This window comes from Nitrosococcus wardiae, from assembly GCF_004421105.1.
GTDB classification, from domain to species: Bacteria; Pseudomonadota; Gammaproteobacteria; order Nitrosococcales; family Nitrosococcaceae; genus Nitrosococcus; species Nitrosococcus wardiae.
Genome location: NZ_CP038033.1, coordinates 2,106,663 through 2,133,367, shown reverse-complemented (window position 1 = coordinate 2,133,367; position 26,705 = coordinate 2,106,663). Strand labels below are relative to the sequence as shown.

Sequence of the window (26,705 nt, the reverse complement as noted above, 5' to 3'; positions counted from 1 at the left end):
TCATTGCCGGAATCCCGTCACCTTTTATCGCCCATAGTTCACTTAACATGGGCCTTAGGAACTGACTTTAGCAACCAGCCTTGTAATGCCTCGATTGAATCGACACAATCAATGGGATTACAGCGTTGCAAGCGGATTTTTTCGTGAACGCCATAACTCACAGCCAAAGCATCGGTCCCTGCGTATTTCGCCATAAGCATGTCATATTCAGTGTCGCCAACCATCAGGGTTTCCCTAGCTGTGACCTTTGCCTGGGCCATAATCTCCACTAGCATGCGAGGGTGGGGTTTTGACGCTGTTTCATCAGCACAGCGACTGGTACAAAAATAATGGGCAACACCAACCTCAGGTAATACCCGATCTAAGCCGATACGCCCCTTGCCGGTAGCAATGGCCATTAAATACCCCTGCTCCTGCAATTTTTCCAATAACAGTTCCACCCCCTCGAAGAGTTGGCTAGGGGTTGGATCCGCATTCAGATAATAGTGGCGATAGCGCTCGACCAAGGCGCTTTTTATTAATCGGTCACCCTCCGGATAAAGCGTGGCTAAAGCCTCTTGTAAGCCTAAGCCAATCACATTCCGTAAAGCCTCATTCTCACGAGGGAGAAGGTTAAGATCACGGATGGCCGCGCGCATGCTCGCGACGATACGGGCTTCCGAATCCATTAAGGTTCCGTCCCAATCAAAAACTATCAATTTGTAAGGTAACATGAAAGTTGAATGCTTAATTTATTCAGTGCAGCGAATTGTCATGCCAGCACCTGAGGCTAGCTCCAAAAACCCTGGGAAAGAGGTCGCCACATTGGCACAATCGTGAATAGTCACTGTTTTCTTAGCAGCCAAGCCAGCCATAGCAAAGGCCATCGCACAGCGGTGATCACCGTGGCTATGGACTTCTCCCCCTTGCAGCGCCCCTCCTTGGATAATAATTCCGTCCGGTGCCGGCTGGGCAGAAATCCCCAACGCTTGCAGGCCATCAGCCATAACTTGAATACGGTCGCTTTCCTTGACTCGCAGTTCCTCAGCGCCCGTCAACACAGTCTCACCCTCGGCACAGGCAGCAGCGACAAACAAGGCCGGGAATTCATCGATTGCTAGGGGGACGAGATCTTCAGGAATATTAATTCCCCGCAACCGACTGGCACGGACGCGGATCGTCGCTACCGGCTCGCCACCGACGATCCCGGTTTCCTCTATTTCAATTTGCGCGCCCATACGCCGAAGGATATCAATGATCCCTGTCCGGGTTGGGTTGATCCCCACATGCTCCAGCAAAATGTTTGAATCTTGACTAATCGCGGCGCCCACCATAAAAAAGGCTGCCGAAGAAATATCGGCGGGAACCTCAACTGCAGTACCCCGCAATACTCCTGCCCCGTTGACGCAAACTTTTGCCCCCTCTCGCTCTACTGGATAGCCAAAGCCCATTAACATTCGCTCGGTGTGATCCCGGGTCGGAGCAGGCTCAATGACAGAAGTGGGTCCAGTAGCGTAAAGGCCGGCCAATAACAAGCTGGATTTCACCTGGGCACTAGCCACCGGCATGGCATATTCAATCCCCTGCAGAGACTGCCCACCATGAATGTGCAAGGGAGGGGTACCTTGGGCCGCCGCTTCAATCAAGGCCCCCATCCGGGTCAAAGGATCACAGACTCGCCGCATAGGGCGGCGGGAAAGAGATTGGTCCCCCACCAGGGTGACATCAAAGGGTTGCCCAGCAAAAAGACCGGCAAGCAACCGCATTGAAGTTCCCGAATTACCTAGATAGAGGGGTTTCTCCGGCGCCTGCAGCCCCTGCAACCCTACCCCATGGACTTTGACCCGCCCTCCCTCAGGCCCCTCTATATTGACTCCCAGAGCCCGAAAGGCCTGGAGGGTTGCCAGGGTATCTTCCCCTTCCAGAAAACCTGTAATTTCAGTGATGCCCTCGGCCAAAGCGGCAAAAATAATGGCCCGATGGGAGATGGATTTATCTCCCGGAACCCGCAACCGACCCGCCAGAGAACCCCCAGGCTCAACAATGAAGGCGATAGAATCTTGTGATAATTCGATAGACTGCATGCTATTGTCCCTGCATCCCATAATACTCTCCCTCAAGCGTTATAATGGGTATCTCGAGCAGCCTTGGCCCGGGCGAAGATCTCTGCCAGCTTGCCTCCGTCACCATGGCGAAGGGCCTCGCCTACAGTGTGAAGTTCAGCCTCAAAGTGATCCAAAAGCGCGAGCAAAGGCTCCCGGTTGGCAAGACAAATATCCCGCCATACGGTAGGATCGCTAGAGGCAATGCGAGAAAAATCCCGAAACCCCCCAGCGGCAAACTGTAAAGTGTCTTGCGGTTCCCCTACCTTAGCTAGCAGGTCCACTAGGACAAAAGCTAATACATGGGGAAGATGACTAACCCCTGCCAACACTTGATCATGATAAGCACTACTGATTTCAACGACCTCAGCGCCGGCCTGATGCCACATCCTCCTGACCGTCTCCACCGCCCCAGGGCGATTCTCAGGTAAAGGAGTAAGAATCACCTTATGGAGACAAAATAGGTCGGAAAAAGCGGCCTCCGGACCACTTTTTTCTGTGCCAGCGATAGGATGGCCTGGCACAAAGTCCACAATTCGTGTCCCTAATTCAGCACGGGCGGCTGTGACCACGCTACCCTTGACGCTACCCACATCAGTCACCACCATCTCTGGTTTCAAGTGGGGAGCCATTTGTTGAAATAGTCCCTCCATGCCCCCCAGTGGCACAGCCAAAACGACCACCTCTGCCCCCCTGAGTGCCTCTGCAAGACAAACTTCAGCCCGGTCGATGATACCCAAGGAAAGCGCCTTAGCTCTATAAAGTGGGTCCTTTTCATAGCCAATCACTTCGCTTACTGCCCCTGAGCGCTTAAGGGCTAAGGCCAAAGACCCCCCAATCAATCCGACCCCAAGAACGCAGAGACGTTGGATCACCGGGGCTCCTTGAGAATGGCCTCAAGGGCTTGAATAAAACGCGCGTTTTCCGCCTCTTGCCCCACCGTTACCCGCAAGTGCCCCGGTAGGCCATATCCTGCCATGGGCCTGACAATTACCCCCTGCCCCAGGAGGGCTTCATAAACCTTCTCCCCCGGTTGACCCACATCGACGGTTACGAAATTGCTCACCGAAGGAATATACTCTAAGTTCAAAGCCTTAAATGCCGCCGTTAACTGTGCCATTCCAGCACGATTCGCCTCCCGGCTGCGCTGTAAATGTCCTTGGTCCTGCACTGCGGCAGTGGCCGCAGCCAAAGCTAAGCTGTTGACATTAAAGGGAGGTCGAACCCTATTCATCAAATCGGCTAAATCCCGGTGAGACACCCCATAACCAATGCGCAAACCGGCCAAGCCATAAGCCTTAGAGAAGGTACGAGTCACCATCAAATTAGGATAACGGTTAAGCCAGGCCAAGGAGTGGGGATATTGAGCCTCATCCACATAGTCATAATAGGCCTCATCCAGCACCACCAGGACGTGCTCCGGCATGGCAGCGAGAAAAGCTTCCAGCTCATCAGACCGCGACCAAGTACCGGTAGGATTATTAGGATTGGCAATATAAACCAACCGTGTCCGTTCATTGACTACTTTGGCCATGGCCTCTAGATCATGACCAAAATTCTTTGCCGGCACAGCCTGCCCCCTTGCTCCCAGAACTTGAGTCAACAAAGGATAGAGCGCAAAGCAATATTGAGAATAGACCACTTCATGCTCAGGGGACACCAGCACCCGAGCCACAAACTCCAATAAGTCGCTGGAGCCATTGCCTAGAGTAATCTGATCCGCTGAAACCCCCAAGTGTTGGGAAAGAGCAGCCTTAAGGGCAAAACCATTGCCATCGGGATAACGGGCGCTCTCCCCAAGTATCTTAGAAGCTGCTTCCATTGCCAAAGGGCTAGGACCCAGCGGGTTCTCATTGGAGGCCAACTTAACTGCACCCCGCACCCCATACTCCCGTTCCAACTCTTCAATGGGTTTACCCGGCTGGTAAGGAGTCAGTCCTCGTACTCCAGCCAGCGCAAGCTGGTAAAATAAGCTTTCAGTCATAAACTGTGATACCTTCAAATATTTATATGACTGCCCGCGGGTAGGAACCTAGTAACTTGAGAAAGGAGGCCTGGTCTTTAAGAGTGGCCAGAGCGGTGGCGACTTTGGGATCCTCCATGTGCCCTTCCACATCAATAAAGAACACATACTCCCAAAGCTTGCGCCGTGAAGGGCGAGATTCCAGTCGGGTCATACTAATCTCGTTATCTGCCAAAGGGCGTAGCAAATCATACAGCAAACCAGAGCGGTTCGGTCCCGAGAGCAGCAAAGAGGTCTTATCATTTCCACTGGGGACCACCGCTTGGGAACCAATCACCAGAAAACGGGTGGTGTTTCCTGGCTCATCTTCAATATTGGTCGCCAAAGCCTGGAGCCCATAGATTTCGCGGGCCCGGTCGCTAGCGATGGCAGCGCAGCCGGATTCATTCCCCGCCCGCCGTGCAGCTTCTGCATTGCTGCCCACTGGAATGCGCTCACATCCTGCCAGATGAGCATCTAACCACTCTCGACACTGGGCCAGTGTTTGCTGGTGGGCATATAACCGGCTCACTTCAGTAAGGGCCTTGTTCCTGCTAAGCAGATGGTGGTGGATACGTAACTCCACCTCGCCACAAATCTGTAATGGCGAAATTAAAAATTGATCTAAGGTGTGGGTTACCGCCCCTTCCGTAGAGTTTTCTACCGGGACGACCCCATAGTGGGCTGTTCCTGCCTCCACTTCACGGAAAATTTCATCAATGGCGATAAGCGGCCGGGTTTTCACTGAGTGGCCAAAGTGCTTAAGCGCTGCGGCCTCAGTAAAAGTTCCCTCCGGACCCAGATACGCAATCATCAGGGGCGTTTCAAGGGCAAGGCAAGCCGACATAATCTCCCGAAACAGACGTGCCATTTCTTGGCCACTGAGCGGCCCCGGGTTGCGGGCGATAACACGCCGCAAAATTTCTGCTTCCCGCTCTGGGCGAAAACAATTTTCCCCTAAACCCGCGGCCTGTTTTATCTGTGCTGTCTGACGAGCAAGCTCGGCCCGCTCATTAAGAAGACGCTGAATTTGCTCGTCCAAAGCGTCTATGCGTGCCCGGACTTGCTGCAATTGTTGACTATCGTCCATGGTTGTTAAAAAGCTGATGATAGGACCTTAGAAAACCAAGAGGCACAAAATAAGTCCCGCTCAAAGTATTCCCCCTTGATTACAAGGCCCTTACCGATAGCACCCCCTGAATCGCTTTGATTCCCTCAATTAGATGCTTTGGGATAGGACGATCAACATCCACCAGTGTATAGGCCAGATCACGCCGCGACTTATTCAGCATATCGATGATATTGAGTCCCCCTTCAGCCAGATGGGTAGAGATTTGCGCGACCATGGTAGGGATATTGGCATTGGCAATAGCAAGCCGCCAGCCTTCTGTGCGAGGTAACATCGCCTCCGGAAAATTGACCGAATTTTGCACATTACCATTTTGCAGAAATTCACGAATCTGCTCCGCCACCATTACGGCACAATTCTCTTCAGCTTCATAAGTGGAAGCCCCAATATGGGGCAGAGCAATCACCTGGGGGTGCTCCTTCAAGCGATTACTAGGAAAGTCGCAAACGTAAGCCGCAATTTTACCTTCCGTTATGGCCTCAACCACAGCGCCTTCATCAACGATTTCCGCCCGTGCAAAGTTGAGAAGCCTCGCCCCTGGCTTCATGCTTCTTAACCGTTCCCGATTAATCAAACCTTGGGTGGCTTCCAATAAGGGAACGTGGAGGGAGAGGAAATCGGCTTGGGAGAGTAAATGGTCCAGGCTAGTGGCCTGTTCCACCTCCGCGGAAAGCGCCCAAGCCCGTTGTACCGTGATCTGAGGGTCATATCCTACCACCCGCATCCCCAGTGCCAAGGCGGCATTGGCTACCTGAACACCAATTGCTCCTAGACCAACAATGCCCAAGGTCCGCCCCGGTAACTCGATCCCCACAAAGCGTTTTTTTTGGGCCTCAACTTGCCGGTGAATCTCTTCATCGGTTCCGGTTAAGGCGCCAGCAGCTTCCCAGGCCTGACAAACATTCCGGGCGGCCAACAAGAGACCCGCTAGCACCACCTCTTTGACCGCATTGGCATTGGCACCGGGGGCATTGAACACCGCCACACCCCGCTCACTCAAGTGCGTCACAGGAATATTATTAACCCCGACACCGGCACGCCCAACCGCCTTTAGGGTGGGCGGAATAGTCATCTTGTGCATATTATGGGAACGCACCAGGATCGCATCTGGATGCTGAATCTCAGAGGCCACTTCGTACTGATCCCGCGGCAAACGTTCCAAACCTACAATGGAAATATTATTCAATGTGAGTACTTTATACATGCAGCTATCCGCTACCCCCTAATTTTAATGAATAGGGCAACAACCCCGGCTCAAACATTCATTTTATGTCCGGGTACGTTCAAATTCTTTCATAAATTCTACTAAAGCTTCGACTCCTTCTTGGGGCATGGCATTGTAGATGCTAGCACGCATTCCCCCAACCGAGCGGTGCCCCTTAAGATTGGTCAATCCGGCTTTTTCCGCTTGCTGGAGAAAAACCCCATCAAGCCCCTGTTCAGACAGAATAAAAGGGATATTCATTCGGGAGCGGGAGGCTCGTTCTACCGGGTTGTAGTAAAAGTCACTGTTATCGATGAAACGGTAAAGCGTATCCGCTTTAGCCCGGTTCACCTCCGCTATAGCAGTCAACCCCCCTTTCCGCTTTAACCAGCCAAAGACCAATCCGGCTATATACCAGGCATAAGTGGGAGGCGTGTTGTACATGGAGTTATGGTCCCTATGTATTTGGTAGTCAAACATGGTAGGGGCACTCTTGAGGGGCTGCCCTATCAAGTCATCCCGCACTATCACCACAGTGAGACCAGCGCAGCCGATATTCTTTTGCGCCCCTGCATAAATTACTCCAAAGCGACTGACATCTACAGGACGTGATAAAAGGGTAGAAGACATATCGGCCACCAGAGGTACTTCTCCCGTGTCGGGGATCCAATGAAACTCTACCCCAGCGATGGTTTCATTAGGCGTATAGTGAACATAAGCCGCACCTGGATCCAGATGCCACTCCTGATGGGGAGGAATATGCTGAAATCCATTTTCCTCGGAGCTGGCCGCTAAATTGATCTCGCAAAACCGACGACCTTCAGCAATGGCCTTTTTGGACCAATGTCCCGTACAGACATAATCAGCCTTTTGGTTGCCCTGTAACAGGTTGATGGGCACCATGGCAAACTGACTGGTCGCTCCCCCCTGAAGAAACAAAACTTGATAATTATCAGGAATAGCCAACAACTCCCGGAAATCGGCTTCGGCCTGCTTGGCAATGGACATAAATTGCTTGCCCCGGTGGCTCATTTCCATCACCGACATCCCGGTGCCTTGCCAATCAAGCATCTCATCCCGGGCCTGCTCCATGACCTCTTCTGGCAGAATGGCCGGCCCAGCGCTGAAATTGTAGACCCGAGTCATGTTCTTACCCTCTTTAATATCCCTTGCACACTGACCTCGCTATATTGCAGCTTCTCCATCCTCGACAATACGCTCAACACCCACTAACCGTTCACCTTCTAGGAGGTTAATCAGCTTGACGCCCTGGGTATTACGCCCCATAAGAGAAATATCACACACCGGGGTACGGATGAGCGTACCTCGATTGGTAATCAAAACGATTTCATCCTCTTCTTCCACTTGTACCGCCCCCACCACTTGACCATTCCGCGGGGTCGTCTGAATAGAGATGATCCCTTGCCCCCCTCGGCCCTGGAGACGATACTCAGCAATAGATGTGCGCTTGCCATATCCCAACTCGGTTGCCGTTAAAATGGTACCACTCCCCGCAATGATAAGGGCAATAACCCGGTGTTCTGGTGGCAGTTCCATACCCTTAACGCCGCGGGCAGTACGCCCCATAGGCCGCACATTCTGCTCTGAAAAACGAATCACTTTCCCCCCCGAGCTAAACAGCATGATTTCCTGCTCACCATCGGTAAGGTCTGCTCCAACCAACTGATCTCCCTCACGCAGTTCTAGGGCAATAATGCCACTGGGACGGGGCCGAGAAAATACGGCCAAGGAAGTTTTCTTGACTGCCCCCGAGGCCGTCACCATAAAGACGTATTTACCCTCCTCAAATTCCCGGATAGGCAACACCGTATTAATCCGTTCTCCTTCCTCCAAGGGCAGGAGATTGACGATGGGTTTACCTCGGGCTGTCCGCGTCCCCTGGGGCAGCTCATAGACTTTTTTCCAATACACTTTACCCCGGCTTGAGAAACATAACAGGGTATCATGGGTATTGGCGATAAAGAGCTTGTCAATAAAATCTTCTTCTTTCATAGCCGTAGCCGACTTACCCTTGCCCCCTCGCTTCTGGGAACGGTAAGCATCTAAGGCCTGGTATTTGGCATAACCACTATGGGAGAGCGTCACCACCACATTTTCTTCTTGAATGAGATCTTCCAAACGAAGATCCACGTGATTATACTGAATTTCAGTACGGCGCTGTTCGCCATACTGCTGGCGCATCTCCACTAATTCTTCCCGGATGACCGCCATGAGCCGTTCTGGATTGGCTAAAATTTCCAGCAATTCCGAGATAAGCTCTATGACCTGCTGGTATTCATCAATGATTTTGCCCTGCTCAAGACCGGTTAAACGGTGAAGGCGCATATCAAGAATGGCTTGGGCTTGAGCAGGGGACAGCCGATAGCCCTCCTCTTGCAGCCCATAGGCGGCGTCTAAGCCCTCAGGACGGGAGGATTCAGCTCCCGCCCGTTGTAACATATCGATCACAACACCTGGCGGCCAGGTGTGTGCTATCAAAGCATCACGGGCCTCAGAAGGACTTGAGGAGGCCTTAATGAGGGCAATCACTGGATCAATGTTGGTCAAGGCAATGGCGAGTCCTTCCAGAACATGGGCCCGCTCCCTTGCTTTGCGCAGCTCAAACACCGTGCGCCGAGTTACCACCTCCTGGCGGTGTCGCAAAAAGGCCTCTAAAGCCAGCTTCAGGTTAAGCACCTGGGGCTGACCATCCACTAAGGCCACCATATTAATGCCAAAGACAGTTTGCAATTGGGTATGGAGATAAAGATGATTCAACACCACTTCGGGCATTTCATTGCGGCGCAATTCCACCACCATACGCATGCCCTCTTTGTCTGATTCATCCCGCAGCCCCACAATACCCTCGATCTTCTTTTCCTTGACCAGCTCGCCAATTTTTTCCAGCAAGCGAGCCTTATTGACCATATAGGGCAACTCAGTGACGATGATGCTTTGTCTGCCGCTGGCTTCATCGGTTTCTACATGGGTTCGGGCCCGCACGAAGATCCGCCCCCGTCCAGTCAGATAGGCTTCTTGGATGCCACGGCTACCGTTCACGATCCCTGCGGTGGGAAAGTCGGGCCCCGGAATGTGAGCCATCACCCCCGCAATATCCAAGGAGGGTTCATCAATAAGGGCGATACAGGCACTCAACACCTCACCCAAATTATGGGGTGGGATATTGGTCGCCATGCCCACGGCAATACCTGAAGAACCGTTCGCCAATAAGTTAGGGATGCGGGTAGGGAGAACAGCAGGTTCATACTCAGACTCGTCGTAATTGGGAACGAAATCGACGGTTTCTTTGTTAAGATCGGCTAACAACTCATGGGCGATCTTTGCCATGCGCACCTCGGTATAACGCATAGCAGCGGGAGGATCGCCGTCAATGGAGCCGAAATTTCCCTGGCCATCTACCAGCGGATAGCGCATGGAGAAAGGCTGGGCCATCCGCACGATGGCATCATAAACAGCCGCATCCCCATGGGGATGGTACTTACCAATGACATCACCCACCACTCGAGCAGATTTTTTGTAGGGCTTATTCCAATCATTGCCCAATTCTTGCATGGCATATAAGACTCGACGGTGCACGGGTTTCAAGCCGTCACGGGCATCTGGCAAAGCTCTACCTACGATAACGCTCATAGCGTAATCGAGGTATGACTGCTTCATTTCATCTTCGATATTAACTGGGAAGACTTCCTGAGCTATTTCATCCATCGTTGACTTTCAGTTTCCGTAGGATCCAACCAAAATTGGGGAGGGTGAAAGGTAAAAAAATTCTAAATTTTAGAGAATTTTACCATATTGCACTATAGAAATGCCGAAGAGTCTGGCAAAAGCAGGGACCTTTTCTATTCCTGCAAGGGACTATTGAATAATCGGCGTAAGTCGTTCTCAAAGTTCCACAAGATACTCTCTAAGCCCTTGTTCCACCCCTGAACAAGAGCTTGAGGGGTGACCTCGGAGATCTCCGATTCGGTTCGAAAGCCTGTTTGCAGCAACGACTTAGGGGGATCAACCTGGGGATTAATTAAAAAGAATTGAACTTCCAGCACAGCCCGTGGAGCCTTAGGATCACTAAAATCACCGTACAGGGCAGTCACCGCGCCTTCTAAAAGATGAGTCACCCGTAATCGGCTCTCTCCTTCCACCACCGCACCAAATAATCCTGAATGTCTGAGATAGTCACTCACCTGCTCGGTTACTAACACCTGGGGGGGAAGAAGAAAAGCTTGCTCCTCCTCAGCCGGATACCAAGAATCCGCCCCTCGATAGACCCAAACCCGGTCTCGATAGCGAGGGGTAATCCGAAATGGCACCACTTCTAACACCCGTTCCCGGGCTTGGGCTGAAGGCGGCTCCAGGGCCCGCTCGACCTCCAAGGTATAGCCTCTAGGTGAATCCTCTCCGCCAAAGCCAAAGAAAGTACACCCCCCAAGTACGAGGGCCAACACCCCCGCAACATAACCCAAAGGAACAGCGCCGGCCATAGGATTTAAAGCCGCTCTAGATAGCGGGGTAACTCACGTTCAAAATTGGGAAAATAATGGGAAATGACCGTGATGTCGAACTGCCTGAGAATGGCTTCTTTCGGTTCCCGTTCCAGCAAAAACTGGAAGGCGGCCTGAACACAATCCGAAGCGCTTACCTTAGCTCCAGTTAATTTTTGGTAAGTCCCTTGTGACAGAGTAACTTGATGGGTTGTCTTACCTGAACCCTCCGTCACGGTGACCGTAAAAGCGAGCGGATCACTTTCATTTGTCTGTTGAACCTTAATCATATAAAGTCCCTCCCTCATGGATTTCTAGGCTATTTAGGCGAAGTATTGATGGAACAGCTCAAAAGCAAAATCCGAGATATCCCTGATTTCCCCAAACCCGGTATCCTTTTTAAGGATATTACCCCCTTGGTCAGAGATCCTGCCGCTTTACGCTTAGCGGTGCACCAACTCTTCCATCCCTTTCTCGGTCAGGATATCACGGCAGTAGGCGGAATGGAGGCCCGGGGCTTTATCTTTGGAGCCCTAGTTGCCTGGGAATTAGGGGTAGGCTTTGTCCCCTTGCGCAAACCTGGCAAACTTCCCTATAACGTACAAAGCATTTCCTATCATTTGGAATATGGCTCTGCCAGCTTGGAAGCCCATACCGATTCCTTGGGTCCAGGGGACAAGGTCTTGCTGGTAGATGACCTACTGGCCACCGGCGGCACCGCCAAGGCTAGTTGCGATTTAGTGGAAAGTCTAGGGGCTACCATCGCGGCTTGTGCCTTTGTTATCGAACTAGACTTTCTCAAAGGGCGGGAAAAACTATCTAATTACACCATCCACTCTCTGTTGCACTACTAAACAGCTTGGAGCGTTATTGCCGGATATAATAGGCATTCATAAAGCCCCCGTTGTGGCTTTGCTCTATCAGGAAAGCCTCTCAACTTCGCCTGGCACTAGAAGCGACCCCAGAAAACGGTCTGGAAAAACCCAGCCAAAGCCGTGTTTCTAGGATTGGCTTGGGATCCGGGAGAACGGCGCCACATCTCTAAAGTTGTTTTAAAACTACTGCTAGGACACGCCGCCCAACCAAGCCTCCCGAGCCGCCACGATAGCCGGATCGGCATCCTGTTCAAGGGTCAGCACACAGGTATCTTCAGGTGCCATCTTCAAAGTAACCTCAAATTCCCGCAATTCATCCCGCCGAAAAGCGTGAATGAGGACTGTCGCCCCCACCGGGTAGGTCTCGATAAGCTTGTCCAGGTTGCTGGCGGTGACCCTGATTCCATCCACGGCAATGAGGCTATCCCCTGCTGAAAGCCCTGCCCACTGAGCCGCCCCCCCATCAAAGACATGGCTAATCTGGGCCTCTTTTCCATTAGCAACCAGGCGAACCCCCAGCATGGTACGGGGCGTTTCCCCTTTGCCAGGGTTACCCCCTTTGTCTTCGCTGGATTCTGAGGCACGCAGCCCATAGTTAACTCCGACACTAGCCAATAGCGCTTTCAAGGAAAGGTCTTCCGTCCCTCGCAGCGTCGCCTCAAAGAAAGGGCTTAAATCCAGCCCCGAGATTTCAGCCACCAGCTGCTCTAACCCATTTTCAGGTACCCCCACGCTAGTTTTACCATAGGACTCCCACAGTGCCCCCATCACCTCATCTAAAGAACACTTCCCTTGGGTTTCATGTCGGAGAGTCAAATCGAGAGCCAGTGCCGCCAAAGCGCCTTTGGTATAGTAACTAACGATGGCGTTGGGGGCATTTTCATCCTGCTGGTAAAACTTGGTCCAGGCCTCAAAGCTGGATTCGGATAAACTTTGCTTAAGCCGACCTGACCCTCTCAGCACTCGGGTAATCGTCTGCCCCAACAGCTCCAAATAACTCTCCTGACTGATCAGGCCCGAACGCACCAGCCCCAACTCATCATAATAGGAGGTGATTCCCTCAAAAATCCAAAGCAGGCGGGTGTAATTTTCGCCCTGAAGGTCATAAGGCATAAACGCGGCGGGCTTGATGCGTTTGACATTCCAGGTATGAAAATATTCATGGCTACATAAGCCGAGAAAATTCCGGTATCCTTCCCCGACCTCGGTTTCCCCGGCCCAGGGTAAGTCACTTCGATTGCAGAGCAAAGCGCTTGAAGCCCGGTGCTCTAGCCCCCCATACCCCTCACCCACGGCTGTCACCAAAAAGACATAACGGTCCATGGGCGCAGGCTCGCCAAAGAAACGGATATGGTATTCGCACAGGATTTTCAAATCCCGGCACAGGCGGTCCATATCGGCCCGGTGGCGCCCAGTGACGGCGATATCATGGGGAACACCGCAGGCTTCAAAGGTGGCCAAGCTGAACTCCCCCATTTCCACCGGATGATCAATCAACTCCTCATAATCTCCCGCCTGATAGTCACCAAACCCATAGGGCTCAGCACCGGCCCGAGACAAAGCGGTGGCCACTCGCCAGTGGCGGTAAACCTCACCTTCTGGTGGTAAAATGGTGACAACGCAGGCTCGCTCGCCCTGCCCCTCTACCCTAAGAAAGACGCTGGTGCCATTAAAAAAGGCATGGAAAGTATCCAGATAGGCCGTCCGCACTGAACTATCCCAAGCATAGACTTGATAGCGAATCGTTAGCGGCCCCAAGCTCGGTGCGCATTGCCAGGTGGATTTGTCCAATTTTTGGACGGGAAGGGGATGCCCCTGGGATTCGGCGCTAAGCTGGACCACATGCTTGGCAAAATCCCGGATCAAATAACTGCCCGGGATCCAAGCAGGCAGAGATAAACGCTGGCCCTTGGGATCAGGTTCCGAGACAGTGAGGGTCACTTGGAAGAGATGGGCCTGGGGATTTTTAGGGATAATACAATAATGAATTGACGACATCGCTAAACCGCCTTGCTTAACAATAGGACAATAGTTAACACAGTCTCTTAAGAATTCGGCAACGGGCTAAGATACATTTAAAAGTTGCCTTTCATACCGATCCTTAACGGTACACACAACTATTTCGACTAAGGTATCATCGGCCTGCACAATTTTATTTTCAAAATTTAAAGGATAAGCAATGTACCGAGCCTTTCCTCAAATTGATTTGCCATGGGGAATACGAGCGCTTTGGATGGTATTGGCGCTGTCTATTGCGCCACAATTGAGCTTCGCTGCCGAGGCCAATACAACCCTCGACCTCACCCAGCATTGGGTCGGTTACAGCGCCCTGCTAATTTTCGTGATTGCCTATGGAATAGTGATCCTAGAGGAACGGCTGCATTTACGGAAATCCAAACCAGTCATTGTCGCTGCAGGTATCATCTGGGCACTCATCGCCGCTATTGAGGCCCAAAATGGTACTCCTGGCATGGTCGAAAACGCCCTCCGCCATAACTTACTGGAGTTTGCTGAGCTCTTCCTATTTTTGTTGGCGGCCATGACCTATATTAATACCATGGCCGAACGGAGGGTGTTTGCAGTCCTACGTTCCTGGCTAGTTTCACAGGGCTTCACTCTGCGCACTATCTTTTGGCTCACGGGCCTATTGGCCTTTTTTATCTCTCCAATTGCCGATAATCTCACCACCGCCCTGTTAATGGCCACAGTGGTCATGACGGTAGGGGGGAGCAATCGCCATTTTGTGGTAGTCGCCTGTATTAATATTGTCGTTGCAGCCAACGCCGGAGGCGCTTTTAGTCCTTTTGGCGACATTACCACTCTCATGGTATGGCAGAAAGGTATTGTAGAATTTCACGAGTTTTTCGTCTTGTTTGTCCCGTCCGTGGTCAATTGGTTAGTACCCGCCGTATTCATGGCATTTGCCATTCCCAAAGTACGCCCTCCTGCTTCGGATGAGCACATGAAGCTAAAAAAGGGAGCTTTAGTGGTGGTGGGCCTATTTCTGGTCACTATCGCCATGGCCGTTTCTTTCCACAACTTCCTCCACTTACCTCCTGTATTGGGGATGATGACAGGTCTTGGGCTGCTCAAGTTCTTTGGCTATTATCTCAAGCTCCACGACCAAGCTGCTATGAGCAACAGCATGGACCGGCGTAATGGCAGAAAACTGGAAATTGAAGGGCAGCCCCGGCCTGCCAAGCCCTTCAACATCTTTGAGCAGCTAGAACGGGCTGAGTGGGACACCCTGATGTTTTTTTATGGCATTATCCTTTGCGTGGGGGGGTTAGGCGCCATTGGCTATCTGGCCCTAGGCTCCCAATTCATGTATGTGGATCTAGGTCCTACCACCGCCAATATCCTGGTAGGCCTACTCTCCGCCATTGTGGACAATATCCCGGTAATGTTTGCCGTGCTCTCCATGCAACCGGAAATGGGCCATGGCCAATGGTTGCTGGTGACTCTGACCGCCGGCGTTGGAGGCTCGCTGCTCTCCATCGGCTCAGCGGCAGGGGTGGCAGTGATGGGGCAGGCACGAGGAATTTATACCTTTTTTGCCCATTTAAAATGGATCTGGGCCATTGCGCTAGGCTATGCCGCTAGCATCTGGGTCCATTTAATCCTCAATGCCGAACTGTTCCAGTAACCTTTTGCAGATCATAGTGGTCGCCATCGGACTAGACACCAAGTAAAATATGGGCGCTTATCGAGACGGAAATTATTGACTATGAATTTTCCTACCGAAGATCTTAGAATTAAAGACATTAAAGAAGTTATCTCACCGGCCCAGCTCCATGAAGAATTGCCTATCACCAATGGGGCCTCAGAGACGATTTACCGGACCCGGCAAGCCATTCAGCAGGTGCTTGACGAAAATGACGACCGCCTATTGGTCATCGTGGGTCCCTGCTCCATCCATGATCCCCAGGCTGCGCGGGATTACGCCAAAAGGCTCAAGCTGCTAATGGATGAGCTTGCCAATGAGCTACTAATCGTCATGCGGGTCTATTTCGAAAAACCCCGCTCTACAGTGGGTTGGAAGGGGCTTATTAACGACCCCCATTTGGATGGCAGCTTCCAGATCAACGAAGGTTTGCGCCTAGCCCGTAAACTTTTGCTGGATCTTGCCAAAGCCGGTGTGCCGGCAGGTACCGAATACTTGGATGTGGTCAGCCCGCAATATGTGGCTGATCTTATTTCCTGGGGTGCCATTGGCGCCCGCACTACTGAAAGCCAAGTTCACCGGGAACTCGCCTCCGGCCTGTCTTGCCCAGTGGGATTTAAGAATGCCACCAATGGCAGCCTAGACGCAGCCATGGCCGCCATCATTTCGGCCTCCAAACCCCACCATTTTCTTTCTCTCACCATGACTGGCCATTCGGCTATTTTCTCAACCACCGGGAATCCCGACTGCCATATCATTTTGCGGGGGGGGAAAAAACCCAACTATGATGCGGAAAGCATCAATGAGACCGCGAGTAAACTGGCCCGCTCTGGACTCCGGCCCCAAGTGATGATTGATTGTAGCCATGGCAACAGCGGCAAGGATCCCAAACAGCAATTTCTGGTAGCAAGGAATATTGCAGAGCAGATTGCTGCGGGCGATAAGCGTATTATGGGGGTCATGCTTGAAAGTCACCTAGTAGCAGGGCGCCAGGATGTCATCCCCGACACCCCCCTCATCTATGGCCAAAGCATTACCGATGCCTGCATGGGTTGGGCAGAGAGCGAGCAACTGCTCCGCGAATTTGCCAAGGCGATCCAGAAACGGCGGCAGAGCACAGCAAAGCTGGCGAAACAGGCCATTTCGGATCTATAAGAATGGATATATTAGAAAGTAGCCGTTATTCCCACCATCGCCGAGCGACCCGGTAGAGGGGCTTGATTCTTTAAAAATGAGGTATGGCGCCGGGCTTCCTCATCTAACAGATTGGTGCCCCGCAAGAAAATGGTATATTGCACCGGCCCCATAGCAAGCCGGTACCCCATATGGATATTGAGCATGCTGTAACCCTTGGTCTCCGTCTCCAGCAATGCAGTATCCTCTTGCCTTTGAACCCGCATGATATTGATTCCGGTGTACCAGGGTCCCCGCTCATAATCCAGTTCACTTCCAAAGCGCAGGGGGGTGATTCGGGGTAGATTTGAACCCTCACTTAATTCACCGCTGACATAATCGGTCCATAGACGAAGATCCAATTTGCCCCGGCGGTCATCAAACAAACCCAGCACCGTTTCGAACTCAACCCCGAAAAACTCAGCATCCGCTTGCCTCTGATTCACCAGTAACAGCGCATCCGGATCTATCACCAATTCCCCTTCCAAGTTGACCCGATCGGCAATCCCATCGCCATTTTGATCTCTCTCCTGTAAATAAATGAAATCATTGATGAAATTAGCGAAGAGATTCAACGTCCAATTCCAATGACCATGGGTTTTGCGGAAAGAGAGATCAAAATTATTGGAGATTTCCTTATCCAGGGAAGCATCCCCAATCTCAAAAGTATTGGTAGCCAGGTGGGGGCCCTCCGAGAATAGCTCTTCCAGTGCAGGTGCGCGCTGAGAGTGGGAAATATTAACCCCGACCGAATAACCTTGCCAAAATTCCCAGACAGCCCCGCCCGATAGGTTAAAGAGATCATGGCTTACTTGCTGCCTATCTCTGGCTCTCTCAGCCTCCTGGTGCTCAAACCGTCCTCCCACCTCAAAATGCCAGTGTTGCCAATCACGCTTCTCTAAAACAAAGACACTGAGGGAATCCAGCTGCGAAGAAGGCACAAAGGCTTCCTCCCCCGAGGTGGAAAGATCCCGGTTGCGGTACTGAAGTCCCAAGACCCCATCCCATAGCCCAAAAGGCACATGAAGGAATTCAACCCGCCCTTCCCATTCTTTATTGTCTAAAATCGTGCTTGCCACTCCGGAGGGTTCGAACTCTTTATGGGTATGATCGTTATAACCCCAACGAGTTTTGACGGTTTGAATTCCCGGTAAAGGTTCGTAGAGGGCTCCCTTAATGTCGAAACGGGTCTGGGCTTGATCAACACGTACCCCACCTTCCGCCTCTTCATGTTCATGTTCCGCTTCCTCTATGTGCTCCCCTTCGTCGTCTTCATGTTCATGCTCATCATGTCCATGCCCTCCAGGGACGCCATATTCATTGGTGAAACGGCTTATGGCAAACCCTAGAAAACCCTGGTCCCCCACCAGAGAAAAACCGCCGGCAAAATTCTCGGTCTGGATATCGCTGTTTGCAAGCGTTCCACTTCGATCACCGGGTTCAGGCTGGATGTCCGAAAATCCTGGAATGTCATAGTCATCCGTATCCCGCAGGAGACCATCCACATGAAACGCAACGTTACCTATCCCTCCATTAAAGCGAAAAGCGCCAGTAGTATCCTCAGCCACTGAATTATAGTGGCCATAGAGATCTCCCTCGATGCCTTCGGGTACATAGTCAAGAATGCGGCGGTTGACAATATTAACCAATCCCCCGCTAGCACCACTGCCATAGAGCAAGGTAGCCGGTCCCCGGAAGATCTCAATCTGATCTGCAAAGAGGGGCTCGATAGCCACTGCATGGTCCGGGCTGATATTGGATACATCTAAAGTCCCGATGCCATCCTCCAATATGCGAACGCGGGCCCCTCCCAAGCCTCGGATAATGGGGCGTCCTACAGCGGGACCAAAATCGCTGGAGGTCACCCCTATTTCACCAGCCACGGCCTCTCCAATATTTCGTTTGTCCTTAATAAGTAACTCCTTCCCCTTCAACACGGAGGTAGGTTGCACGATATGCTCTCCTGTACTACCTAATGGATCGGCGGTTACAGTCACCGCTTCAAGCTTCATGACTTCTTCTTCCACTTGCTGCGCTTTAACAGGGGGTAACAAGAGCAATGTCATTAGTAAGACATATAAAAATCTCAACTTCACCATAGAGGAGCCTTAACATTAGCAAGACAATAATAATTAAATTATGTTATAACATAACATAATTCGTCAGCAACGAGGTAGTATAAAAGTAAGTACCTATGAATAAAATATGAGGTGTTCTAGGAGCGAGCCGGTGGTGTTCCGCAAACCCGTTTTTCCTCCCTAAAAAAGGTTTGATGCGCGCCCTCCCTGGCGCGCCCCCTAAGGGACCTCCTCCGGATGTCCCGATTCGCTCCCGGCGAATCGGGACGGGGACTTCCCTGTCCCCTGACTCCAGGAATACTTCAAAACTTTCACTGAGGTACTGACTACACTACACTTTTATGAATTAATTCGTAGAATTTTAAATACAAGCCGAAAGAATTGATGGAGCAACCAGACCTAACTTAAGGAATCAAAGGATATGCTGCAGAAGTGGAAACAGGAATGGAAACAAAAGTGGAAAAAAGATGTATCGCAGCTTACGAATGATAAGCCTGGAAAGCGCTTTACTAGACATCATAAACGTCAACAGAATCAAAAGAATGAAAAATCGTGGGAATCTCCTTTTTATATAACATTGGGTATTGTATTGGTGGCCCTTGGAATCCTTATCTCTATTCCCCCTATAGGGGTGCCAGGTTTTATATTAACCTTAATAGGACTTAGCCTGCTTGTTAGCCGCTTAAAAAGCGTCGCTATTTTGTTAGATAAAGTAGAGCTTTTCTTTTACCGTGCTATAAAACGCTGGAAGGAAAAAAAGAATAAAAAACAAGGATAAAATTTTTATTTAATCTGTTTTAGCTCAACACCAGACTCATTTAGCATATAGATAATACCCTTGCGAATGTCGCTCTGGGCCAACGCCGAATTCCCCCCCTTAGGAGGCATTGCTTTAAAACCGTTTACAGCATGGAAAACCAAAACATCCAATCCTTTTTGAACCCGAGTTTTCCAAGCAATTTTATCTCCTATTTTGGGAGCGCCTAAGGCGCCTGTTTCATGGCATGCAGAACATGTCTTGTTATAAACTTGCCTTCCACGCGAAACATTAGCCTCTGCTTGAGGGGTTTTGGAAACCTTTGAAGAAAACGTATTGCTCTTCGTTTGAGAAGAGAGCTGTGTTGGTTTTTCTGGGTATAAGTGAGCCATTTCTTCAGAAGGAATCAGTTGAGAGCGAGTACTATAATCACTCATCGTGAGACCAAACAAAATAACTAACCAAAAAAATCCAGCTGCTGCAAAAATTCTGGTTAAATAACTAATATATTTTAAGTGCATAAAGAAGGCTAGCACCAGCAGCGCTTTACCCACTGCAATGAGAAAATTAAGGACGATATTAAAAGACCCTAAGAAAATATAGGCGCTACCTAGAGTCGCTAGTAATAAAAGGAGCAAGGCTATCCATACAAACAAATAAGTTTTTAACGAAATGATGCTCTGGTCAGTCATGCCCGCGAAACGAGATAGAGAAAGGGGTACAAAAATATCCAAATGATATCCACAAAATGCCAGTACAATCCTGTTAACTCAACTGGCGTAAAATAACGAGCAGAAAAGGACTTACGCCAGGCCATCACAGCAATAGTCATTGCTGCCAATGAGCCGATGATAAGGTGCAGGGCGTGTACACCTGTCATGACAAAATAGAGATAAAAGAAGAGTCTTACTTGTGGTACATGGGGCCCTTCATAGGTAAAGTTTAATCCGGGCACAAGTTGCTTTTTATATTCCTCATAATATTCAAACCCCTTGATTCCAATAAAAATCATTCCTAAAAGGCTGGTGAGTAGCAAAAGCCCTGCTGTTAACCTGTTTTTTCCAAGCTGGATACTACGCACGGCTAATGCCATCGTTAAACTGCTCGTTAGCAATAGAGCTGTATTAATAGTCCCAAGAACTATATTAGTATGCCTACTTGCTTCGGCAAAAGCTTCCGGATAAATGAAACGGTAAACTATATAGCCAGCAAATAAGACGCCAAAAAACAAAATTTCGGTACCCAGAAACACCCACATCCCTAGAGTAGATGCTTCATGCTCTTGCTTTGGATCATCAAATTGTTCGGCCATAAGGTCCCGATTATTTGCCATTAGCAAAACCCGCAAAAATTAGTCGGATGATACCCAATACTTTAACCATCCAATGGCCTAAAAATTAACTCTTTTGGGGAGAATAAGCATAGGCCTCTTCTTTCACTATGGGGGTTTCCTCAAAATTACCCTTTATAGGGGGGGATGGGGTTTTCCATTCCAGTCCTTTTGCTTTCCAAGGGTTGCTATCAGAGACTTTTCCATACCGTAATGACCATAATAAGTAAAAAAGAGGCAATATATACCCTACAGCAAGAACAGCTGCGCCCGCAGAAGAAAGACCATTCAGCAATTGTAATTCTTCTGGATATTGATGGTAACGCCGCGGCATACCAAGATAGCCAAGTAAAAATTGCGGGAAAAATGTCAAATTAAAACCAACAAAAATAACTATTGCCGCAAATCTCCCCCAGTTTTCAGGATATAATCGTCCACTCATCTTGGGCCACCAATAGTGGATACCCCCCAGATAAGCCATCACTGACCCACCTACCATAATGTAATGAAAATGGGCAATAACAAAATAGGTATCCGTCAAATGAACATCCAAAGCTAAGGATGCTAAAAATAGACCTGTTAAACCACCCATCATAAATAGACCGACAAAACCCAGGGCATAAAGCATCGGCGCTTCAAAGGAAATAGATCCCTTATAAAGGGTAGCTGTCCAATTAAAGACTTTGATTGCAGAAGGAATGGCTACTAGAAAACTAAGGAGTGAAAACATCATTCCTGCATACATGGACTGACCACTGACAAACATATGATGTCCCCAAACCAAAAAGCCAATCACTGCAATACCTATAATGGCATAAGCCATAAACCGGTAACCAAAAATGGGCTTCCTCGAAAAACAAGTAATGATTTCACTAGCCACCCCCATGGCAGGCAAAACCATAATGTAGACAGCAGGATGGGAATAAAACCAAAACAGATGCTGGAATAATAATGGATCTCCCCCCAGTGCAGGATCAAAAATTCCCACCTGAAATATACGTTCAATGGCTACTAATGAAAGGGTCATTGCAAGTACAGGGGTAGCCATTACCATGATGACACTGGTAGCATAATTGGCCCAAATAAATAATGGTAAACGAAACCAGGTCAGACCAGGCGCCCGCATTTTATGAATAGTGACAATAAAATTAATTGCGGTAAAAATAGAAGAAAATCCGACAATAAATACGCCAATAATAACTGCTATTACATTCGTATTAGAAAACATGCTGCTATAGGGAGTGTAGAACGTCCAACCGGTATCTACACCGCCGGCAATGAGCGCACCAATAGTAAATATCCCTCCCAAAGTATACAAATACCAGCTGGCGAGGTTGAGTCGTGGAAAGGCTAAATCGCGGGCCCCAATCATAAGGGGAACGAGGAAGTTTCCCATGACGTTGGGGATGGAAGGAATTAAAAAAAACCATACCATAATGACGCCATGGGCTGTAAAAAATTTGTTATAAGTTTGTGAAGTAACCAGATCGCCCGGAGCAGTAGCCAACTCAAGGCGCATTATAGTCGCTGCCGCCCCTCCAATAAAAAAGAATAGAGTAATCGATACCATATAAAGCAGGGCGATGCGTTTGTGGTCATGAGTTGTCAGCCAAGATTTTAAACTGTAGCCTTCGTCGATATAGCTTCTATGCTGTGGCCCAGCATTTGTATTCATGAAACTGACCTTTGTTTAATATGAGCAATTAAAAATAAGAGTGCCTTCCTGGCACCGCCAAAGAATAGCCTATTCGTCTATAAGCTACAAAGAAGCTGCCTCTTAATAATTAGTTACTTCCTTTATTTGAGCGTATTTCATTCCTGTAACCACTGCGCATATGCAGAAGGTTCCATAACGATAATCCGTCCTACCATCCGAGAATGACCCGTCCCGCAATATTCAGCGCAAAAAAGATAATATTCTCCTGTTTCTGTAGGGTGAAACCAAATGGATATAGAGCCATGAGGTAATACATCATGTTTAATGCGAAATGCCGGCACAAAAAAACTATGAATGACATCTTTTGAAATCATATCAAGCTGCACGGTATCACCACGCGGCACATGGAGTTCATTAATTTCTCTCTTCCCTCCAGGATGCTGTACTTTCCACATCCACTGTTTACCGACCACCGTGATCTTCAAGGCGGCATCTTCCTGAGGTGGCGCAAAAATCTCTATATAAAGATTCGCGGCCCAGACAAAAATGACTAAGAAAAGCCCCAAGGGAACAAAGATCCAAGCAAATTCTATTGCTCTTCCTTTACGAATTTTGGCTCGATTCGCCCCAGAAGAATGGCGATATTTAATCGCAAAAAATATGGCCAAAAAAGTAATGCTAAAAGCCACCACACTGCACAGCGAAAGCAGTACTAAGAAGAGGACATCAAAAGAATCTGATAAGCTGGATGCCCCTTTCAAAAATGGTGCAAAACGTTCCATAAATTTACTTTATATATTTTTAAAAAATTCTTTCCTCTTTATTTACTCTTTTTCCTGCACTTGCTTACGGGATTTTTCTCTATGGATTAGCGCCTTCCTTTCAATTAGAAAATTCATTGCCCGCTCAATAGGTATATGCACAATGCCCTTCTCTTTATTCACCCAACCATAACTATATAACAAGTCTTCTTTTTCCTCCCGCAAGTTTTGATGGCCTTGAAAATAAGGTGGCGGTAAAATTTTCTTCTTTTCGCCTACCTGCTGCGGTCCACTGAGGGTACCTTGCCAGTGCCCGCCAAAATAGATTAATAAACCAAAAACAATAATTCCGCTTACAATAAGTATTACTATTATCCCAAAAGCCACCCAAACAATAGAGCGTTCATTTACATCTGTGGACTCATGCCGATGACGTGCCTGTTCAAAATTACTACCTGCCATGTTCCATTGCTTCCTCTGCACCTGGGGCTTGGATCGGTACTAGCGGCTTTCTTTGGAGTTGCCAAAGCACAGTAGCCAACCACAGACCCCCGATGCCAAATGGCACTGTAAAATCAGTCCAATACAGTTGGAACCCCTGGCTACGCAGCGACGGCACTACCAGCCAAAAAGCATCCACTAAATGGACTATGACAACAGCAACTGCAACCCCCATAAGAATAGAATTGGTACGCTTAGCACGCCGAGATAAGAGCACTATAAAAGGCACAGCAAAGTGAAAGATAATTAAAAATATCCCTAGCCATTTCCAACTACTTCCTACCCGGGGAAGATACCAAGAAATTTCATGGGGTAGATTTTCTGACCAGATGATAAAATATTGTATAAAGGCTAAATAAGTCCAAAGCAAGATAAATGCAAGCAAAATATTGCCAAGATCATGAAGCCGGCCTGGTAAAAAAATTGCGGATAAGGGCTTAGTTTTAGAAAAAGATACAGCAATAATGATCGCAAAGGCCATGGCAGACAACATTTGTCCTGACCCGAGGAGAAAGCCAAAGATTGTTGAATACCATCCCGGTACCAGAGACATAACCCAGTCAACCCCTGCAAAAGTAATACTTAAAGTATATAAAATTGCACCTATGGCACTAAAATATTGGAGCCGCAAAACAAGCTCTAGCTGATTTTTTTGATCTTGTTCAGATGACCATTTATTTAGCCAGTAGGCAATGCCCAACCAGATCACAAAATAAATGACTGCCCGAACCGCAAAAAAAGGAATATTTAAATACTCTTGCTTTTTCTGTATTACATGTAATACAGACTTATGGGCGACATCTTCAGGATGGGTCCATATATAAAGATCGGATAACCCAAAAAGAAGAGGAATAAATAATAAGACCATAAGAGGGAGTGCCCGAGTTGCAGCCTCCAAAGGACGGCGGATTAAAAATCCCCAAGCACCGCCCGTTAAATGATGGATCATAACGATAACCATCCCTCCCAAAGAAATCCCTATCCAAAAGAGATAGGCAAAGAGATAGGAAATAAAAAACTGCTGAGGCTGGAGATAAAGCCCAATAAACGAGAGACCAAGCCCTACTGCCCCGGTTAGGAAAGCAATATTTTGGATTTGCCGTATTAGAGGAGGAAAGGCATCTCTTATCATTGGACTTCCAATAGTTGGCGCCGCTGTTTTTCCGACAATTGTATGTTCTGGCTTAATTGCAGAGCACGAATATAGGCTACAATAGCCCAGCGATCTCGAGGTTCTACACGATTAGCATGAGAGAACATATGGCCAAAACCTTGTGTTATGACATTGTAGAAATATGAATCCGGTATGCTGCGCAATCGTGCCGAATGATAAGAAGGCGGCGGGGGAAATCCACGGCGCACCACCTTTCCATTGCCATACCCCGCCATACCATGGCAAGGAGTACAGTAAATATTGTAACGTTCCTGTCCACGCCGTAAGATCTGAAGAGTGAGAGGAAAAGGGATATCCCCCTGGACCGGATCTATCTCCCTTGCTTCGGTATAGATTTCCTTTATCCCCTCTCTGCCACTGGATGGGCTGGCAAATCCTCCAGCAGCACGCGCAATAGTACCGGCTACCAATGGCCGAGCCGATTGTTCATCGGGAAAAAACTCGCTCTTCTCTAATGGCTTATATTTTGGCTGGTCATACATATCCCGCATGACGTTTTCGCAACCATAAATCAGAACAGCACCCATACCAAGCGCAATGATTTTAGGGTATGTGCTTGGAATCCCCCTAAAAAAAATACGCTTGTAAAATAAGCCTTTTTTAATTATGGGTGCCTCTAAAAATAAGCAAAAATGACCGACATCAACTTCGCTGATTTTTCATGTGACTTGAACAGCGATTTCACTAATTGATGTTGTGTTTGAAGGTCACTTAGTGTTTCGCATTTTTATGCGTTATCCCTCATTCTGAGGGCCTATTCCCCAGGTTTCTCATGCGGCGGATAGACCTCTCCTGCAAAGGCTGACACAACGCTTGAGGTTGTAGACCAGGTTCATCAATCCGATTTTGGTTTTGGCCCGTGCCAAGCCTATCACCCGGAGAAAGAGGCCCCCCATCTCATTTTCCATCGAACCAAAGACAGGTTCAACGCGGGCACGTATTCGCGATTTTCTGCGGTTGCTCTGTTGCGCTCGCTTGTTGAGCGGCCGGTTGCGATAGCCTTTTCTGTGAACCTGGCTGCGATAACCCCCGGCTTTGAGCATCCATTCATTCTCTTCGCTGCGGTAGGCACTGTCGGCCCACACCTCCTTGGAGGTGTTCTCACTCAATAACTCAAAAAATACTTGGGAGTCATGCACTTCAGCGGAGGTCACCTCAAAATTGCGGATCAGTTTGTATTCGTTGTCGATGACCAGGTGATCTTTGTAACCGTCGTGTTTCTGTCCATTCTTCTCAGTCCAGCGCGCCTCTACGTCTTTCTGCCGCTTCACGTGGGGGTTGGCCTCAAAACGTTGGGGTATTTCGCCCCGTTTGATTTGGGTATTCTCCTCACGGCTGTTGCGCTGGATGGGGGCACTCACCAGGCTGGCATCGACAATCTGGCCCTTCTTCGCCTTGAAACCTTTCTCCTCTAGTTGCCACTCAAAGTCTTCAAAAAGCGCTTTGATTAACCCCTTTTCCGTCAGTTGTTCTCGGAACAGCCAAATCGTCTTGGCATCCGGCACCCGGTCTTCGGGGGTAAGCCCCAGAAAACGACAGAAGCTGTAGCGGTCGCGGATCTGAAACTCTAACTCTTCATCGCTCAAATTATAAAGGTCTTGCAGCACCAGTGCCTTGAACATCAGTACCACGTCAAAGCCTTTCCTGCCCGCAGCACTTTTCCTCGCCTTCTCTCGGCATCGCTGCAAGGTTTCCCGAAACCCTTCCCAGTCGATGAGCTTATCAAGCCCGATCAAAGCGTCCCGCTCGTTTAACTTCTTATAGCGATCGTCTAAATCAAAAAAACTGGGTTGCATCTCTCTTCTCTAGTATGTGGATTT

Annotated in this window: 24 protein-coding genes; 4 read left to right on the top strand and 20 right to left on the bottom strand. The window is 49.2% G+C overall.

Going from position 1 to position 26,705, the window contains the following annotated elements:
- Positions 1–38: 38 nt before the first annotated feature.
- The 10 genes from E3U44_RS10305 to E3U44_RS10260 form a co-directional block, all read right to left on the bottom strand.
- A complete protein-coding gene (locus E3U44_RS10305; RefSeq protein WP_134358051.1) occupies positions 39–713 on the bottom strand; it encodes an HAD-IA family hydrolase in 675 nt (224 codons plus the stop codon).
- Between the two features lie 18 nt (positions 714–731).
- Positions 732–2,063: a 3-phosphoshikimate 1-carboxyvinyltransferase gene (gene aroA, locus E3U44_RS10300; RefSeq protein WP_134358050.1), complete on the bottom strand. Its 1,332-nt coding sequence runs from the start codon at positions 2,061–2,063 to the stop codon at positions 732–734.
- Between the two features lie 32 nt (positions 2,064–2,095).
- The gene (locus tag E3U44_RS10295) at positions 2,096–2,956 is read right to left on the bottom strand and encodes a prephenate dehydrogenase (protein ID WP_134358049.1); all 861 of its coding nucleotides are present in this window, start codon (positions 2,954–2,956) and stop codon (positions 2,096–2,098) included.
- Positions 2,953–4,065, bottom strand: a complete 1,113-nt coding sequence (hisC, locus tag E3U44_RS10290) for a histidinol-phosphate transaminase (RefSeq protein WP_134358048.1) — start codon at positions 4,063–4,065, stop codon at positions 2,953–2,955. Before hisC ends, E3U44_RS10295 begins: the two co-directional genes overlap by 4 nt.
- Before the next feature lie 22 nt (positions 4,066–4,087).
- Positions 4,088–5,173, bottom strand: a complete 1,086-nt coding sequence (gene pheA, locus E3U44_RS10285) for a prephenate dehydratase (protein ID WP_134358047.1) — start codon at positions 5,171–5,173, stop codon at positions 4,088–4,090.
- 79 nt (positions 5,174–5,252) lie between these two features.
- Positions 5,253–6,416, bottom strand: a complete 1,164-nt coding sequence (locus E3U44_RS10280) for a 3-phosphoglycerate dehydrogenase family protein (protein WP_134358046.1) — start codon at positions 6,414–6,416, stop codon at positions 5,253–5,255.
- A gap of 63 nt (positions 6,417–6,479) precedes the next feature.
- Positions 6,480–7,562 carry a 3-phosphoserine/phosphohydroxythreonine transaminase gene (gene serC / locus E3U44_RS10275; protein WP_134358045.1) on the bottom strand — a complete coding sequence of 361 codons (1,083 nt, stop codon included), beginning with the start codon at positions 7,560–7,562 and terminating at the stop codon, positions 6,480–6,482.
- A 39-nt stretch (positions 7,563–7,601) separates the two neighbouring features.
- Entirely contained in the window at positions 7,602–10,142 is a 2,541-nt protein-coding gene (gyrA, locus tag E3U44_RS10270) for a DNA gyrase subunit A (RefSeq protein WP_134358044.1), read from the bottom strand.
- Positions 10,143–10,276: 134 nt separating this feature from the next.
- Complete coding sequence (locus E3U44_RS10265; protein ID WP_134358043.1) at positions 10,277–10,915, bottom strand: hypothetical protein; 639 nt, start codon at positions 10,913–10,915, stop codon at positions 10,277–10,279.
- A 5-nt stretch (positions 10,916–10,920) separates the two neighbouring features.
- Positions 10,921–11,205: a hypothetical protein gene (locus tag E3U44_RS10260; RefSeq protein ID WP_134358042.1), complete on the bottom strand. Its 285-nt coding sequence runs from the start codon at positions 11,203–11,205 to the stop codon at positions 10,921–10,923.
- Positions 11,206–11,253: 48 nt separating this feature from the next.
- Here E3U44_RS10260 and E3U44_RS10255 point away from each other — a divergent pair, with 48 nt between their 5' ends.
- The gene (locus E3U44_RS10255; protein WP_134358041.1) at positions 11,254–11,769 is read left to right on the top strand and encodes an adenine phosphoribosyltransferase; all 516 of its coding nucleotides are present in this window, start codon (positions 11,254–11,256) and stop codon (positions 11,767–11,769) included.
- 210 nt (positions 11,770–11,979) lie between these two features.
- On the opposite strand, the gene E3U44_RS10250 is transcribed toward E3U44_RS10255, so the two are convergent.
- A complete protein-coding gene (locus E3U44_RS10250) occupies positions 11,980–13,788 on the bottom strand; it encodes a M61 family metallopeptidase (RefSeq protein ID WP_134358040.1) in 1,809 nt (602 codons plus the stop codon).
- 181 nt (positions 13,789–13,969) lie between these two features.
- Here E3U44_RS10250 and nhaD point away from each other — a divergent pair, with 181 nt between their 5' ends.
- Together nhaD and E3U44_RS10240 are read left to right on the top strand one after the other, a co-directional pair.
- Positions 13,970–15,436: a sodium:proton antiporter NhaD gene (gene nhaD / locus E3U44_RS10245; protein ID WP_134358039.1), complete on the top strand. Its 1,467-nt coding sequence runs from the start codon at positions 13,970–13,972 to the stop codon at positions 15,434–15,436.
- 81 nt (positions 15,437–15,517) lie between these two features.
- Positions 15,518–16,609: a 3-deoxy-7-phosphoheptulonate synthase gene (locus tag E3U44_RS10240; protein WP_134358038.1), complete on the top strand. Its 1,092-nt coding sequence runs from the start codon at positions 15,518–15,520 to the stop codon at positions 16,607–16,609.
- Positions 16,610–16,620: 11 nt separating this feature from the next.
- On the opposite strand, the gene E3U44_RS10235 is transcribed toward E3U44_RS10240, so the two are convergent.
- Positions 16,621–18,693, bottom strand: a complete 2,073-nt coding sequence (locus E3U44_RS10235; RefSeq protein WP_240761379.1) for a TonB-dependent receptor — start codon at positions 18,691–18,693, stop codon at positions 16,621–16,623.
- 433 nt (positions 18,694–19,126) lie between these two features.
- Here E3U44_RS10235 and E3U44_RS10230 point away from each other — a divergent pair, with 433 nt between their 5' ends.
- Positions 19,127–19,483, top strand: a complete 357-nt coding sequence (locus tag E3U44_RS10230) for a hypothetical protein (protein ID WP_134358036.1) — start codon at positions 19,127–19,129, stop codon at positions 19,481–19,483.
- A gap of 5 nt (positions 19,484–19,488) precedes the next feature.
- Here E3U44_RS10230 and E3U44_RS10225 read toward each other — a convergent pair whose 3' ends face one another.
- The 8 genes from E3U44_RS10225 to E3U44_RS10190 form a co-directional block, all read right to left on the bottom strand.
- On the bottom strand, positions 19,489–20,196 hold the full coding sequence (locus tag E3U44_RS10225; RefSeq protein WP_240761378.1) for a c-type cytochrome: 708 nt from the start codon (positions 20,194–20,196) through the stop codon (positions 19,489–19,491).
- On the bottom strand, positions 20,151–20,774 hold the full coding sequence (locus E3U44_RS10220; protein ID WP_240761377.1) for a cytochrome c oxidase subunit 3 family protein: 624 nt from the start codon (positions 20,772–20,774) through the stop codon (positions 20,151–20,153). Before E3U44_RS10220 ends, E3U44_RS10225 begins: the two co-directional genes overlap by 46 nt.
- Positions 20,775–20,859: 85 nt before the next feature.
- Positions 20,860–22,467: a cytochrome c oxidase subunit I gene (gene ctaD, locus E3U44_RS10215; RefSeq protein ID WP_134358034.1), complete on the bottom strand. Its 1,608-nt coding sequence runs from the start codon at positions 22,465–22,467 to the stop codon at positions 20,860–20,862.
- Between the two features lie 137 nt (positions 22,468–22,604).
- Positions 22,605–23,231 carry a cytochrome c oxidase subunit II gene (gene coxB / locus E3U44_RS10210; protein WP_134358033.1) on the bottom strand — a complete coding sequence of 209 codons (627 nt, stop codon included), beginning with the start codon at positions 23,229–23,231 and terminating at the stop codon, positions 22,605–22,607.
- A gap of 42 nt (positions 23,232–23,273) precedes the next feature.
- On the bottom strand, positions 23,274–23,672 hold the full coding sequence (locus E3U44_RS10205) for a hypothetical protein (RefSeq protein ID WP_134358032.1): 399 nt from the start codon (positions 23,670–23,672) through the stop codon (positions 23,274–23,276).
- Positions 23,662–24,579, bottom strand: a complete 918-nt coding sequence (locus tag E3U44_RS10200; RefSeq protein WP_240761376.1) for a hypothetical protein — start codon at positions 24,577–24,579, stop codon at positions 23,662–23,664. Before E3U44_RS10200 ends, E3U44_RS10205 begins: the two co-directional genes overlap by 11 nt.
- A gap of 260 nt (positions 24,580–24,839) precedes the next feature.
- Positions 24,840–25,412: a c-type cytochrome gene (locus E3U44_RS10195; RefSeq protein ID WP_134358030.1), complete on the bottom strand. Its 573-nt coding sequence runs from the start codon at positions 25,410–25,412 to the stop codon at positions 24,840–24,842.
- 243 nt (positions 25,413–25,655) lie between these two features.
- Positions 25,656–26,681, bottom strand: a complete 1,026-nt coding sequence (locus E3U44_RS10190) for an IS5 family transposase (RefSeq protein ID WP_134358029.1) — start codon at positions 26,679–26,681, stop codon at positions 25,656–25,658.
- Positions 26,682–26,705: the final 24 nt, after the last annotated feature.

Coding starts and splice junctions, on each gene's coding strand:
- E3U44_RS10305 (WP_134358051.1), bottom strand. CDS start 713: ATGTTACCTTACAAATTGATAGTTTTTGATTGGGACGGAACCTTAATG.
- aroA (WP_134358050.1), bottom strand. CDS start 2,063: ATGCAGTCTATCGAATTATCACAAGATTCTATCGCCTTCATTGTTGAG.
- hisC (WP_134358048.1), bottom strand. CDS start 4,065: ATGACTGAAAGCTTATTTTACCAGCTTGCGCTGGCTGGAGTACGAGGA.
- pheA (WP_134358047.1), bottom strand. CDS start 5,173: ATGGACGATAGTCAACAATTGCAGCAAGTCCGGGCACGCATAGACGCT.
- E3U44_RS10280 (WP_134358046.1), bottom strand. CDS start 6,416: ATGTATAAAGTACTCACATTGAATAATATTTCCATTGTAGGTTTGGAA.
- serC (WP_134358045.1), bottom strand. CDS start 7,562: ATGACTCGGGTCTACAATTTCAGCGCTGGGCCGGCCATTCTGCCAGAA.
- gyrA (WP_134358044.1), bottom strand. CDS start 10,142: ATGGATGAAATAGCTCAGGAAGTCTTCCCAGTTAATATCGAAGATGAA.
- E3U44_RS10265 (WP_134358043.1), bottom strand. CDS start 10,915: ATGGCCGGCGCTGTTCCTTTGGGTTATGTTGCGGGGGTGTTGGCCCTC.
- E3U44_RS10260 (WP_134358042.1), bottom strand. CDS start 11,205: ATGATTAAGGTTCAACAGACAAATGAAAGTGATCCGCTCGCTTTTACG.
- E3U44_RS10255 (WP_134358041.1), top strand. CDS start 11,254: ATGGAACAGCTCAAAAGCAAAATCCGAGATATCCCTGATTTCCCCAAA.
- E3U44_RS10250 (WP_134358040.1), bottom strand. CDS start 13,788: ATGTCGTCAATTCATTATTGTATTATCCCTAAAAATCCCCAGGCCCAT.
- nhaD (WP_134358039.1), top strand. CDS start 13,970: ATGTACCGAGCCTTTCCTCAAATTGATTTGCCATGGGGAATACGAGCG.
- E3U44_RS10240 (WP_134358038.1), top strand. CDS start 15,518: ATGAATTTTCCTACCGAAGATCTTAGAATTAAAGACATTAAAGAAGTT.
- E3U44_RS10235 (WP_240761379.1), bottom strand. CDS start 18,693: ATGACATTGCTCTTGTTACCCCCTGTTAAAGCGCAGCAAGTGGAAGAA.
- E3U44_RS10230 (WP_134358036.1), top strand. CDS start 19,127: ATGCTGCAGAAGTGGAAACAGGAATGGAAACAAAAGTGGAAAAAAGAT.
- E3U44_RS10220 (WP_240761377.1), bottom strand. CDS start 20,774: ATGGCCGAACAATTTGATGATCCAAAGCAAGAGCATGAAGCATCTACT.
- ctaD (WP_134358034.1), bottom strand. CDS start 22,467: ATGAATACAAATGCTGGGCCACAGCATAGAAGCTATATCGACGAAGGC.
- coxB (WP_134358033.1), bottom strand. CDS start 23,231: ATGGAACGTTTTGCACCATTTTTGAAAGGGGCATCCAGCTTATCAGAT.
- E3U44_RS10205 (WP_134358032.1), bottom strand. CDS start 23,672: ATGGCAGGTAGTAATTTTGAACAGGCACGTCATCGGCATGAGTCCACA.
- E3U44_RS10200 (WP_240761376.1), bottom strand. CDS start 24,579: ATGGTCTTATTATTTATTCCTCTTCTTTTTGGGTTATCCGATCTTTAT.
- E3U44_RS10195 (WP_134358030.1), bottom strand. CDS start 25,412: ATGGGTGCTGTTCTGATTTATGGTTGCGAAAACGTCATGCGGGATATG.
- E3U44_RS10190 (WP_134358029.1), bottom strand. CDS start 26,681: ATGCAACCCAGTTTTTTTGATTTAGACGATCGCTATAAGAAGTTAAAC.